General features: G+C 60.5%; 5 protein-coding genes, 2 tRNA genes and 3 rRNA genes. 2 read left to right on the forward strand and 8 right to left on the reverse strand.

The features are described 5' to 3' along the window. Window positions 1-193 precede the first annotated feature (193 nt). From WS92_RS26575 to WS92_RS26620, 8 genes are all read right to left on the reverse strand, one after another. Window positions 194-1,867 carry a long-chain fatty acid--CoA ligase gene (locus WS92_RS26575; protein ID WP_059931121.1) on the reverse strand — a complete coding sequence of 558 codons (1,674 nt, stop codon included), beginning with the start codon at window positions 1,865-1,867 and terminating at the stop codon, window positions 194-196. Window positions 1,868-2,006: 139 nt separating this feature from the next. Then, window positions 2,007-4,082, reverse strand: a complete 2,076-nt coding sequence (locus WS92_RS26580) for a molybdopterin-containing oxidoreductase family protein (RefSeq protein ID WP_059931123.1) — start codon at window positions 4,080-4,082, stop codon at window positions 2,007-2,009. 201 nt (window positions 4,083-4,283) lie between these two features. Then, window positions 4,284-4,396 (reverse strand): 5S ribosomal RNA (rrf, locus tag WS92_RS26585). Between the two features lie 180 nt (window positions 4,397-4,576). Beyond that, window positions 4,577-7,456, reverse strand: a 23S ribosomal RNA gene (locus WS92_RS26595). Between the two features lie 395 nt (window positions 7,457-7,851). Further along, window positions 7,852-7,927: transfer RNA gene (locus WS92_RS26600), tRNA-Ala, on the reverse strand. 38 nt (window positions 7,928-7,965) lie between these two features. Then, window positions 7,966-8,042, reverse strand: a tRNA-Ile gene (locus WS92_RS26605). A 64-nt stretch (window positions 8,043-8,106) separates the two neighbouring features. Next, window positions 8,107-9,637, reverse strand: a 16S ribosomal RNA gene (locus WS92_RS26610). The 16S, 23S and 5S rRNA genes sit together here with 2 tRNA genes alongside, the layout of an rRNA operon. 596 nt (window positions 9,638-10,233) lie before the next feature. After that, window positions 10,234-11,010: an enoyl-CoA hydratase gene (locus WS92_RS26620; RefSeq protein ID WP_009913691.1), complete on the reverse strand. Its 777-nt coding sequence runs from the start codon at window positions 11,008-11,010 to the stop codon at window positions 10,234-10,236. 130 nt (window positions 11,011-11,140) lie between these two features. On the opposite strand from WS92_RS26620, the gene paaN reads away from it, so the two are divergent. Beyond that, window positions 11,141-12,847: a phenylacetic acid degradation protein PaaN gene (gene paaN, locus WS92_RS26625; protein WP_059934814.1), complete on the forward strand. Its 1,707-nt coding sequence runs from the start codon at window positions 11,141-11,143 to the stop codon at window positions 12,845-12,847. A gap of 88 nt (window positions 12,848-12,935) precedes the next feature. After that, on the forward strand, window positions 12,936-14,138 hold the full coding sequence (gene pcaF, locus WS92_RS26630; RefSeq protein ID WP_061083886.1) for a 3-oxoadipyl-CoA thiolase: 1,203 nt from the start codon (window positions 12,936-12,938) through the stop codon (window positions 14,136-14,138). The last annotated feature ends 32 nt before the right edge of the window (window positions 14,139-14,170 follow it).

A 14,170-nucleotide genomic window follows, 5' to 3' on the forward strand; every position in this document is an offset into this window, starting at 1 on the left:
CTTGAAAGGCGCCCTCGGGCGCCTTTTTTATCGCCTCGACTGCGGGAAAGAGCGGCTCGGCACGGAGCCGGCGGCCCTTTCGGACAAGAACGATCCGGATCGCGGCCAGCGAGCGGTCGCGCCCGCATCGAGCGCCCGCCGCTTCGAGCCAGACGACGAAGCCCGCCCGAAACAACGGCGACGGCCGCGCTCGTTACGCCTTGCCGTCGCGCAACTCGCGCCGCAAGATCTTGCCGACGTTGGTCTTCGGTAGATCGGCGCGGAATTCGACGTACTTCGGCCGCTTGTAGCCGGTGAGCCGGTCCTTGCAGTACGCGATCAGGTCCTTGTCGGTGAGCGCCGGGTCCTTCCTGACGACGAAGAGCTTCACCGCCTCGCCCGAATGCTCGTCGGGCACGCCGACCGCCGCGACTTCGAACACGCCCGGGTGCGACGCGACGACATCCTCGACCTCGTTCGGGTAGACGTTGAAGCCCGACACGAGAATCATGTCCTTCTTCCGGTCGACGATTTTCACGTAGCCGCGCGCGTCCATCACACCGACGTCACCCGTCTTGAAGAAGCCGTCCGGCATCATGACCTTCTCGGTTTCGTCCGGGCGGTTCCAGTAGCCCGCCATCACCTGCGGGCCACGAATGCAGATCTCGCCCGGCTGGCCGAGCGGCACGTCGTCGCCCACGTCGTCGCGGATTGCGATCTCGGTCGACGGCAGCGGCAGGCCGATCGTGCCGCTATAGTCGGTCGCCGTGACCGGATTGCAAGTGGCGACGGGCGACGTCTCCGACAAGCCGTAGCCCTCGACGATCGGCGTCTTCGTCTTGTCGTACCAGCGCTTCGCGACGCTTTCCTGGATCGCCATCCCGCCGCCGTTCGCGACCGCGAGCTTCGAGAAGTCGAGCTGATCGAAGTCCGGATGGTTGAGCAGCGCGTTGTAGAGCGTGTTGACGGCCGGAATCGTGATGATCGGGTAGCCCTTCAGCTCCTTGATCATGCCGGCGATGTCGCGCGGATTCGGAATCAGGATCCCCGTGCCGCCCGTGCGCAGCGTCAGCAGCCCGCAGACGGTCAACGCGAACACGTGGTAGAGCGGCAACGCGATCACGGTGATGAACTGCTTCACTTCCGGGCGCTTCGAGTACGCCGGCTCGTGCCAGGCCTGCGCCTGAAGCACGTTCGACACGATGTTGCGATGAAGCAGCGTCGCGCCCTTCGCGACGCCCGTCGTGCCGCCCGTGTACTGGAGGAAGGCGACATCGTCGGGCGCGGGCTTTGCCGGCTTGAGCGTCTGCCGGCCGCCCGCGGCGAGCGCCGCGTTGAAGCGCGTGTACGAAGGCAGGCTCCACGCCGGCACCATCTTCTTCACGCGACGCACGACATAGTTGACGAGGATGCCCTTCAGGCCGAGCAGATCGCCCATCGCGGCGACGACGACATGCTTGACCGACGTCTTCGCGATCACCGACTGCAGCGTCGTCGCGAAATTCTCGAGGATCACGATCGCCTCGGCGCCGCTGTCCTTCAGTTGATGCTCGAGCTCGCGCGGCGTGTAGAGCGGATTGACGTTGACGACCGTGTAGCCCGCGCGCAGCACGGCGGCGATCGTCACCGGATACTGAAGCACGTTCGGCATCATGATCGCAACCCGCGCGCCGCGCGGCAGGCCGCGGGACTGCAGCCACGCGCCGAGCTTGCGCGAGAGCGTGTCCAGCTCGCCGTACGTGATCGCCTTGCCCATGCAGATGAACGCCTGCCGATCCCGATAAAGGCCGAAGCTCTCTTCGAGCAGATCGGGAACGGACGAATACTGGGACGCGTCGATTTCAGCCGGGACACCGGGCGGGTACGATTTCAGCCAAATTTTATCCATGCGGCGCGTCTCCTCACTGATTTTCGAATGGTCGTGCTAAAAATTGGCATCGTAACGGGTCGGCCCGGTCCAGACAACCGTGTTAGACACTCCTTTCCACTTTGCGTAACGATGCCGTGAGGGACGTCGTCGAATTGCGTCATCCCCGTTCGACCTCGACCAGGCAGTCGTAGAAGGTTGCGCCGCGCCCAAGATCAGTCAGGGCCTGGCTCGTCACCTCGTTCGCGTTGCGCCCGTCCGGCGTAAGCTTTTTCCACCAGATCGACAGGCCGACGACGAGCCCCTCGCGCGCGCGATCAGTCACGCGGGCCTTTGCCCGGAGCGAACCGCGATCGTTGAAGATGCGCACTGCGTCGCCGTCGGCGATGTCGCGTCGCGCGGCATCGGCCGGATGAATGTCGAGGTGCGGCTCTCCCTCCGCCGTGCGCAGGCTCGCGACGTTGACGAACGTACTGTTCAGGAAATGGCGGGCGGGCGGCGAGATCATCGCGAGCGGATAGCGGGCGGCCAGTTCTGGCGAGCCGTCCGTCGACTCGTGCGGCGGCAGGTAGTCCGGCAATGGATCGAGCCCCATGTCGACGAGGCGTTCGCTGTAGAACTCGCACTTTCCGGACGGCGTCCGAAAGCCGCCGTTCGCGAACGGCGCGTCGGCAAGTTTCAACTTGAGCCAGCCCGCCTGTTTGAGCGTGTCCCAGTCGCTTTGCAGCGACACATCGTGCCAGCGCAACGACGCGCGAGCGAGCGTTTCGTCATCGTCGTACAGCGCCGGCTCATCGAGCCCCATGTCGCGCGCAATGCCGCGGAAAATTTCGGTGTTCGGCCGAGCCTCGCCGACCGGCGCAATCGACGGCAGATTCGCCATCACGTAGGTATGTCCGTACGATTTATGGACGTCGAGATGCTCGAGCTGCGTCGTCGCGGGCAGCAGAATATCGGCGTAATCGGCGGTATCTGTCTTGAAATGCTCGAGAACGACCGTGAACAGGTCCTCTCGCTCGAAGCCGGCCGCGACCTTCGCCGAATCGGGTGCGACCGCAACCGGATTCGAGTTGTATACGACGATCGCTTCGATCTTCGGCCCGAATTCCCGATCGCCAGGATGCAGCAACGCGTCGCCAATTGCATTCATGTTGATCGAACGCGGCAGCTTGCTCGGCCAGCCCGGCAGCAGATCAGGACGGCCAATGGCGGCGGCGTCGACGGGCGCCCACTCGGACGACGACAAGAGCAAGCCGCCGGCGCGGTCGCGCCATGCGCCCGTGAGCGCCGGCAGACAGGCAATCGCGCGGACGGCGTTGCCGCCGCCGCGCACGCGCTGCATGCCGTAATTGAGGCGGATCGAAGCCTTTCGCGTGCGTCCGTAGAGGCACGCCAGCTCTACGATTTCCGCAACCGTTACGCCGCAGATTTCGGCCACCCGCTCAGGCGGATAACTCAGTGCGCGCGCTTTCAGCGCGTCGAAGCCGAGCGTGTAGGCGCGGATGTAGTCCTGATCGACGAGGTCTTCGTCGATTAATACGTGCATGATGCCGAGCGCAAACGCGCCGTCCGTGCCCGGCTTCAGCGCGATGTGCTGATGGCATTTTTCCGCTGTCAGCGATCGATACGGATCGATCGCGATCAGGCGCGCGCCGCGACGCTTCGCTTCTTGAGCGCGCGTCCAGAAATGCAGATTGGAGGCAATCGGATTCGCGCCCCAGATCAGGATCAGTTCGCTTTCCTCGAAGAATTCGAAGTGCATCCCGACGTTGGCGCCGTACGTGTAGCGCAGCCCTGCCGCGCCGGCCGCCGAGCAGATCGTTCTTTCAAGGCGCGATGCGCCGAGCTTGTTGAAGAAGCGTTGGGCGATGCTCTCGCCCTGAATGAGCCCCATCGTTCCGGCATAGCTGTAGGGAATGATGGCTTCCGGCGCCCGACGAGCAACTTCCAATAGGCGCTCCGCCACCACTCTGTTCGCCTCGTCCCAACTGATCGGCTCGAATCGGCCTTCCCCTTTCCTGCCGACTCGCTTGAGCGGCACCGTGAGCCGCTCCGGGTGATGCACGCGATCCGCGTATCTGCTCACCTTGGTACAAAGCACGCCTTGAGTCGGCGGATGATCGGGGTCGCCAGCGACCTTGATGGCTCTGCCGTTTTCGACCGTGACGCGAATTGCGCACGTATCGGGACAATCGTGCGGACAAACTGCGCGGGCGAATTGTGCAGGGGGAGTCATGTTTGTACGCCGTTTTTTATCGATTCGGCGATTTTACCGCTTGGCAGATACGGAAAGTTTCGAGTCGGAACGAAGGCGGCGGAGCGGTCGCGCTTGCTACGCGCCATCCATGAGAGAGCGATTGCGCGCGTTGTTTTTATTGAGGCGGGGGGTAAAAGGCGAAACCCCCGCCTGTGAGGGACGGGGGTTTCAAGAGGAGGAGCCTGACGATTACCTACTTTCACACGGGGATCCGCACTATCATCGGCGTGGAGTCGTTTCACGGTCCTGTTCGGGATGGGAAGGGGTGGGACCGACTCGCTATGGTCATCAGGCAAAGAGGGTTGTTGCGTTGCTTCGCAGCGCAACCAATCTTGGAAGAAGCAGTAATTTTGGGTTGTGAGGTTGTATCTCACACATACGCGGTACTTCAACCGCTGTACGTCGAGTTTGCACTCGACGCTCGATATCCGTAAGCGCTGAAGCGCTAACGGCTATCGAGACAGACTTGTTATAGGATCAAGCCTTACGGGCAATTAGTATCGGTTAGCTGAACGCATTACTGCGCTTACACACCCGACCTATCAACGTCCTGGTCTCGAACGACCCTTCAAGGGGATCAAGTCCCCGGGGAAGTCTCATCTTAAGGCGAGTTTCCCGCTTAGATGCTTTCAGCGGTTATCTCTTCCGAACATAGCTACCCGGCGATGCGACTGGCGTCACAACCGGTACACCAGAGGTTCGTCCACTCCGGTCCTCTCGTACTAGGAGCAGCCCCCTTCAAACTTCCAACGCCCACGGCAGATAGGGACCAAACTGTCTCACGACGTTTTAAACCCAGCTCACGTACCTCTTTAAATGGCGAACAGCCATACCCTTGGGACCGGCTACAGCCCCAGGATGAGATGAGCCGACATCGAGGTGCCAAACACCGCCGTCGATATGAACTCTTGGGCGGTATCAGCCTGTTATCCCCAGAGTACCTTTTATCCGTTGAGCGATGGCCCTTCCATACAGAACCACCGGATCACTATGACCTGCTTTCGCACCTGCTCGACTTGTCGGTCTCGCAGTTAAGCACGCTTATGCCATTGCACTATCAGCACGATTTCCGACCGTACCTAGCGTACCTTCGTACTCCTCCGTTACGCTTTGGGAGGAGACCGCCCCAGTCAAACTGCCTACCATGCACTGTCCCCGACCCGGATCACGGGCCAAGGTTAGAACCTCAAACAAACCAGGGTGGTATTTCAAGGACGGCTCCACCGAAACTAGCGTTCCGGTTTCATAGCCTCCCACCTATCCTACACAGATCGGTTCAAAGTCCAATGCAAAGCTACAGTAAAGGTTCATGGGGTCTTTCCGTCTAGCCGCGGGTAGATTGCATCATCACAAACACTTCAACTTCGCTGAGTCTCGGGAGGAGACAGTGTGGCCATCGTTACGCCATTCGTGCAGGTCGGAACTTACCCGACAAGGAATTTCGCTACCTTAGGACCGTTATAGTTACGGCCGCCGTTTACCGGGACTTCAATCAAGAGCTTGCACCCCATCATTTAATCTTCCGGCACCGGGCAGGCGTCACACCCTATACGTCCACTTTCGTGTTTGCAGAGTGCTGTGTTTTTATTAAACAGTCGCAGCCACCAGTTTATTGCAACCCCTTCACCCTCTGCGCGCAGGCGCATCAAGCTACCAGGGCGTACCTTATCCCGAAGTTACGGTACCAATTTGCCGAGTTCCTTCTCCCGAGTTCTCTCAAGCGCCTTAGAATACTCATCTCGCCCACCTGTGTCGGTTTGCGGTACGGTCATCGTTAGACTGAAGCTTAGAGGCTTTTCTTGGAACCACTTCCAATTGCTTCGCTCCCGAAGGAGCTCGCGCCACACCCTTGAATCCTGCGCCCGGATTTGCCTAAGCGCCTTCTCCAATGCAGCGACCGGGACTTCCAACACCCGGACAACCTTCCGCGATCCGTCCCCCCATCGCATCTAACGACGGTGCAGGAATATTGACCTGCTTCCCATCAGCTACGCATTTCTGCCTCGCCTTAGGGGCCGACTCACCCTACGCCGATGAACGTTGCGTAGGAAACCTTGGGCTTACGGCGAGGGGGCCTTTCACCCCCTTTATCGCTACTCATGTCAGCATTCGCACTTCCGATACCTCCAGCACACCTTACAGTGCACCTTCGCAGGCTTACGGAACGCTCTCCTACCATGCGTGCAAGCACGCATCCGCAGCTTCGGTATATGGCTTAGCCCCGTTACATCTTCCGCGCAGGACGACTCGATCAGTGAGCTATTACGCTTTCTTTAAAGGGTGGCTGCTTCTAAGCCAACCTCCTGACTGTTTTAGCCTTCCCACTTCGTTTCCCACTTAGCCATATTTGGGGACCTTAGCTGGCGGTCTGGGTTGTTTCCCTCTTGACACCGGACGTTAGCACCCGATGTCTGTCTCCCGTGATTGCACTCTTCGGTATTCGGAGTTTGCTATGGCGGGGTAATCTGCAATAGACCCCCCAACCATGACAGTGCTCTACCCCCGAAGGTGAGACACGAGGCACTACCTAAATAGTTTTCGGAGAGAACCAGCTATTTCCAGGTTTGTTTAGCCTTTCACCCCTATCCACAGCTCATCCCCTAACTTTTCAACGTTAGTGGGTTCGGACCTCCAGTACGTGTTACCGCACCTTCATCCTGGCCATGGATAGATCACCTGGTTTCGGGTCTACGCCCAGCAACTGAACGCCCTATTCGGACTCGCTTTCGCTACGCCTGCCCTATTCGGTTAAGCTTGCTACTGAACGTAAGTCGCTGACCCATTATACAAAAGGTACGCCGTCACCCCCGAAGAGGCTCCGACTGTTTGTATGCATGCGGTTTCAGGATCTATTTCACTCCCCTCCCGGGGTTCTTTTCGCCTTTCCCTCACGGTACTGGTTCACTATCGGTCGATCACGAGTATTTAGCCTTGGAGGATGGTCCCCCCATCTTCAGACAGGATTTCACGTGTCCCGCCCTACTTGTCGTACACCTAGTTCTTTCATACTGTTTTCGCCTACAGGGCTATCACCTGCTATGGCCGCACTTTCCAGAGCGTTCGGCTAACAATACAAATAAAGAGTACAGGCTCTTCCCATTTCGCTCGCCACTACTTTGGGAATCTCGGTTGATTTCTTTTCCTGCGGTTACTTAGATGTTTCAGTTCACCGCGTTCGCCTCACATGACCTATGTATTCAGTCATGGATACTCCAAAAGGAGTGGGTTTCCCCATTCGGACATCTACGGATCAAAGCTCGTTTGCCAGCTCCCCGTAGCTTTTCGCAGGCTACCGCGTCCTTCATCGCCTGTGATCGCCAAGGCATCCACCACATGCACTTGTTCGCTTGACCCTATAACGAGTCTGTCTCATGTCGGCCATCGTTAGCGCTTTAGCACTTACGATGGCCCCATCCCCGAATGGGGATGACAGCCGCTACAGGTTGAGTTCTCGCGTTGTGCCGTATTCCAATTTGATGTCGACCAGTGTTAGCGCTTTAGCGCTTACTCTGGTCCCACTCCCGTAGGGAGCCGAACATGAAGTTCGAATCATCTTGAGATACATCGATACAATCACAACCCGGATAACTTCCACGTCCATCTCAAAGACGCTTCCGCTATCCAAATTACTTACTTCTTCCAGATTGTTAAAGAACGACAGCCGATACAGTTGCCTGCATCACTCTGACTGGCTCAATCGCCAAGGACAAAGATTCGACTCAAGTCGAACGCTTGCCATTGAAGATTGTGGTGGAGGCAGACGGGATCGAACCGACGACCCCCTGCTTGCAAAGCAGGTGCTCTCCCAGCTGAGCTATGCCCCCCGTACAGAGACACTCAGGTTCCCTTCTCGCCAGACAATTGGTGGGTCTGGTTGGATTCGAACCAACGACCCCCGCCTTATCAAGACGGTGCTCTAACCGACTGAGCTACAGACCCCTGAGTCTGTCCTGATTTACAGCCGATAAGCGTGAGCGCTCAACTTCGCGGATTTAAGCTCGAGAAAGGAGGTGATCCAGCCGCACCTTCCGATACGGCTACCTTGTTACGACTTCACCCCAGTCATGAATCCTACCGTGGTGACCGTCCTCCTTGCGGTTAGACTAGCCACTTCTGGTAAAACCCACTCCCATGGTGTGACGGGCGGTGTGTACAAGACCCGGGAACGTATTCACCGCGGCATGCTGATCCGCGATTACTAGCGATTCCAGCTTCATGCACTCGAGTTGCAGAGTGCAATCCGGACTACGATCGGTTTTCTGGGATTGGCTCCCCCTCGCGGGTTGGCGACCCTCTGTTCCGACCATTGTATGACGTGTGAAGCCCTACCCATAAGGGCCATGAGGACTTGACGTCATCCCCACCTTCCTCCGGTTTGTCACCGGCAGTCTCCTTAGAGTGCTCTTGCGTAGCAACTAAGGACAAGGGTTGCGCTCGTTGCGGGACTTAACCCAACATCTCACGACACGAGCTGACGACAGCCATGCAGCACCTGTGCGCCGGTTCTCTTTCGAGCACTCCCGCCTCTCAGCAGGATTCCGACCATGTCAAGGGTAGGTAAGGTTTTTCGCGTTGCATCGAATTAATCCACATCATCCACCGCTTGTGCGGGTCCCCGTCAATTCCTTTGAGTTTTAATCTTGCGACCGTACTCCCCAGGCGGTCAACTTCACGCGTTAGCTACGTTACTAAGGAAATGAATCCCCAACAACTAGTTGACATCGTTTAGGGCGTGGACTACCAGGGTATCTAATCCTGTTTGCTCCCCACGCTTTCGTGCATGAGCGTCAGTATTGGCCCAGGGGGCTGCCTTCGCCATCGGTATTCCTCCACATCTCTACGCATTTCACTGCTACACGTGGAATTCTACCCCCCTCTGCCATACTCTAGCCCGCCAGTCACCAATGCAGTTCCCAGGTTGAGCCCGGGGATTTCACATCGGTCTTAGCGAACCGCCTGCGCACGCTTTACGCCCAGTAATTCCGATTAACGCTCGCACCCTACGTATTACCGCGGCTGCTGGCACGTAGTTAGCCGGTGCTTATTCTTCCGGTACCGTCATCCACCCCGGTTATTCGCCAGAATGATTTCTTTCCGGACAAAAGTGCTTTACAACCCGAAGGCCTTCTTCACACACGCGGCATTGCTGGATCAGGCTTGCGCCCATTGTCCAAAATTCCCCACTGCTGCCTCCCGTAGGAGTCTGGGCCGTGTCTCAGTCCCAGTGTGGCTGGTCGTCCTCTCAGACCAGCTACTGATCGTCGCCTTGGTAGGCCTTTACCCCACCAACTAGCTAATCAGCCATCGGCCAACCCTATAGCGCGAGGCCCGAAGGTCCCCCGCTTTCATCCTCAGATCGTATGCGGTATTAATCCGGCTTTCGCCGGGCTATCCCCCACTACAGGACATGTTCCGATGTATTACTCACCCGTTCGCCACTCGCCGCCAGACCGAAGTCCGCGCTGCCGTTCGACTTGCATGTGTAAGGCATGCCGCCAGCGTTCAATCTGAGCCAGGATCAAACTCTTCAGTTCAATGCCCGTTACTGTTTTCGGTTGTTTCCAACCGGTCGCTCACTCAAAGCTGACAGGTCGTGAATTGCTTCACAAACCTGACTTACTTTAGTGTGAGACTCTTGATACTTTTGCTCGCGATCCGAAGATCGTCCGCCACATCAAGCGCCCACACTTATCGGCTGTTCATTGTTAAAGAGCATATCTGCGAGAAGATTTCACTACTTGCCACCGTCTTCTCAGCAGCGCTGCGTTGTCAGCAGCAGAGAAATGAGATTATGATCACTTATTCGCAGCGCGTCAACAACTTTTTTACCTCCGCGCCACCGAAACCTCGTCATCGCCGTCTCGCGCTCCCGTTCGTCCTCGCGGTCGACCGTACTGCCCGAGCTCAAGACTTCCCACTCCCCCCTTCGCGCCGCGTTCGCCGCAGCGCGAAAGAGGCGTGATTCTAGACACATCCCCTCCCTCGCGCAAGCTCTTTTTGAGAGAAAATTTTTGTGACTCGAGTTCGGGCACGCAACAGGCCCAAAACTCGAGAGACGCAATCACCTTTATCAGACACGCGCCGCACGCCAAGAAACATAGAAAGCGCGCGGCACTTTGCTCTTCCGTGTTCAGCGGTGCTTGAAGACGGGCTTGCGCTTCTCGACAAACGCCGCCATCCCTTCCTTCTGATCTTCGGTTGCAAACGCCGAATGGAACAAGCGGCGCTCGAAGTGCACGCCCTCGGACAAGGTCGTCTCGTACGCGCGGTTCACCGCCTCCTTCACCATCATCACGGCAGGCAGCGAGAACTCGGCGATCGTCGCCGCCGCGGCAATCGCCTCGTCCAGCAGTTTGTCCGCCGGCAATATCCGCGACACCAAACCCGCACGCTCAGCCTCCTCCGCATCCATGAAGCGAGCGGTCAAGCACATGTCCATCGCCTTCGCCTTCGACACCGCGCGCGGCAAACGCTGCGTGCCGCCCGCCCCCGGCAACACGCCGAGCTTGATTTCGGGCTGGCCGAACTTCGCCGTATCGGCCGCAAAAATGATGTCGCACATCATCGCGAGCTCGCAGCCGCCGCCCAACGCGAAACCCGCCACCGCAGCAATGATCGGCTTGCGGATCTGACGCACCGTCTCCCAGTTGCGCGTGATGTAGTCGCCCTTGAAAACATCCATATACGAATAGGTCGCCATCATCCCAATGTCGGCGCCGGCTGCGAACGCCTTCTCACTGCCCGTCAGCACGATCGCGCCGATGTCCTCGTCCGCCTCGAATGCCTTGAGCGCCAAGCCAAGTTCATCCATCAGCGCGTCGTTCAGCGCGTTCAGCGCCTTCGGACGGTTCAGCGTAATCAGCCCCACCCGGCCTCGCGTCTCCACCAGGATGTTTTCGTAAGCCATCTGCTTCTCCTCGATCAATGAAACATGAAATGCCGCACACGCACGGACGATTTGATGCTAACATTTTCCGACCAACCGGTCGGTTAATTAATAACCTCCGCCTTCCTCAACGTTCACCAAGCCTGCCGCCATGACCCATCCTCTGTTCACGAAGCATGAAGACACGCTGAAGCACGCGCTCTCCACGATCGAAACGCGCGGCTACTGGAGCCCGTTCGCCGAGATGCCGAGCCCCAAAGTGTACGGGGAAAGCGCCAACGCAGACGGCGAAGCAGCATTCAAAGCCCGACTCGACAAACCTTTCGAACTCGATCAGCCCGCCTCGGGCGGAACGGTCGGCGCCGAGCGCTCGCCATACGGTTTCGCGCTCGGCATTCGCTACCCGAAATCGTCGCCCGACGAACTGATCGCCGCCGCCGCGCAGGCACAGAGCGCGTGGCGCAAGGCCGGGCCGTCCGCCTGGGCTGGCGTGTGCCTCGAAATCCTCGCCCGGCTGAATCGTGCGAGCTTCGAAATCGCGTACAGCGTGATGCACACCACCGGACAGGCGTTCATGATGGCGTTCCAGGCGGGCGGGCCGCATGCGCAGGACCGCGCGCTCGAAGCCGTCGCCTACGCATGGCAGGAACTGCAGCGCATCCCCGCCAACGCGCACTGGGAAAAGCCGCAGGGCAAGAACCCGCCGCTCGCGATGCACAAGCGCTACATGATCGTGCCGCGCGGCGCGGGGCTCGTGCTCGGTTGCTGCACGTTTCCGACCTGGAACGGCTATCCGGGCCTGTTCGCCGATCTCGCGACCGGCAACACGGTCATCGTCAAGCCGCATCCGGGCGCGATCCTGCCGCTCGCGATCACCGTGCGCATCGCGCGCGACGTGCTGCGCGAAGCGGGCTTCGATCCGAACGTCGTCACGCTGCTCGCGACCGAAGGGAACGACGGTGCGCTCGTCCAGGAGCTCGCGCGCCGTCCGGAAATCAAGCTGATCGATTTCACCGGCAGCTCGCAAAACGGCACCTGGCTCGAACGCAACGCGCATCAAGCGCAGGTGTATACGGAGAAGGCGGGCGTCAACCAGATCGTGATCGATTCCGTCGACGATCTGAAAGCCGCCGTCAAGAACATCGCGTTCTCGCTCGCGCTCTACTCCGGCCAGATGTGCACCGCACCGCAAAACATCTATGTCCCACGCAACGGCATCCGCACCGCGGAAGGGCACGTCGGCTTCGACGACGTCGCGCAGGCCATCGCCGGCGCCGTGCAGAAGCTGACGGGCGACCCGGCACGGTCGGTCGATCTCATCGGCACACTTCAGAACGAAGGCGTCGCGGCTCGCATCGACGACGCGCGCAAGCTCGGCCGCATTCTCGCCGACAGCCAGGCCCTCGAGCATCCGGCATTCAAGGATGCACGCGTGCGCACGCCGCTCGTGCTGCAGCTCGACGTCGCGGATCGCGCAAAGTACACGCAGGAATGGTTCGGTCCGATCTCGTTCGTCATCGCGACCGATTCGACCGCGCAATCGCTCGATCTCGCCGGCTCGATCGCGGCCGAGCACGGCGCGCTCACGCTGTCCGTCTATAGCACGGACGACGCCGTCGTCGAAGCGGCGCACGAAGCGGCGGTACGCGGCGGCGTCGCGCTGTCGATCAATCTGACGGGCGGCGTGTTCGTCAATCAATCGGCGGCGTTCTCCGACTTCCACGGCACGGGCGCCAATCCGGCCGCGAACGCGTCGCTCGCCGACGCCGCGTTCGTCGCGAACCGCTTCCGCGTCGTGCAGAGCAGGCACCATGTTGCGCCGAGGGCCGTTCCTGCGGAAGCTGGCCAAACAGCATAGCCCGTTCGGCCGAGCTGCCGATCACGAGATCGTTCACTACCATGAATGAACCCGCCCGCTCGCGGGTTCACCTTTGCCGGAATTCGACATGACCGAAGCATTCCTGTGTGACGCAATCCGCACGCCCATCGGCCGCTACGGCGGCGCGCTGGCCCCGGTGCGGGCCGACGATCTCGGCGCGGTGCCGCTCAAGGCGCTCGTCGAGCGCAACCGCGACGTCGACTGGGCCGCCGTCGACGATGTCGTCTACGGCTGCGCGAACCAGGCCGGCGAGGACAACCGCAACGTCGCGCGCATGTCGCTGCTGCTCGCCGGCCTGCCTCACGCCGTGCCCGGCGCGACGGTCAACCGCCTCTGCGGCTCCGGGATGGACGCGATCGGCATCGCCGCGCGCGCGATCAAGGCGGGCGAGGCGGACCTGATGATCGCGGGCGGCGTCGAGAGCATGAGCCGCGCGCCGTTCGTCATGGGCAAGGCGACGAGCGCGTTCTCGCGGCAGGCCGAGATCTTCGATACGACGATCGGCTGGCGCTTCGTCAATCCGCTGATGAAACAGCGGTACGGCGTCGATTCGATGCCGGAGACGGCCGAGCACGTCGCGGCCGACTACCGCGTGAGCCGCGCCGACCAGGACGCGTTCGCGCTGCGCAGCCAGCAGAAGGCGGCGCGCGCGCAGGCCGACGGCACGCTCGCGCAGGAGATCGTGCCGGTGACGATCGCGCAGAAGAAGGGCGAGCCGCTCGTCGTGGCGCGCGACGAGCATCCGCGCGAGACGACGCTCGACGCGCTCGCGAAGCTCAAGGGCGTCGTGCGGGCGGACGGCACGGTGACGGCGGGCAACGCGTCGGGCGTGAACGACGGCGCATGCGCGCTGCTCGTCGCGAGCGAGGCGGCCGCGCGGCGTCACGGCCTCGCGCCGCGCGCGCGCGTGCTGGGGATCGCGACGGCGGGCGTCGAGCCGCGGGTGATGGGGATCGGCCCGGCGCCGGCGACGCAGAAGCTGCTCGCGCGGCTCGGGATGACGCTTGCGCAGTTCGACGTGATCGAGCTGAACGAGGCGTTCGCCTCGCAAGGGCTGGCGGTGCTGCGGCTGCTGGGCGTCGCGGACGACGATCCGCGCGTGAATCCGAACGGCGGCGCGATCGCGCTCGGGCATCCGCTCGGCGCGTCGGGCGCGCGGCTCGTGACGACCGCGACGTATCAACTGCATCGCACGGGCGGCCGCTTCGCGCTCTGCACGATGTGCATCGGCGTCGGGCAAGGCATCGCGATCGCGATCGAACGCGTATAAGGCTGGCCAGCAGGCGAAGGACGCATCCCGTT

It is taken from the genome of Burkholderia sp. MSMB1588, assembly GCF_001546925.1.
GTDB lineage: Bacteria > Pseudomonadota > Gammaproteobacteria > Burkholderiales > Burkholderiaceae > Burkholderia > Burkholderia humptydooensis.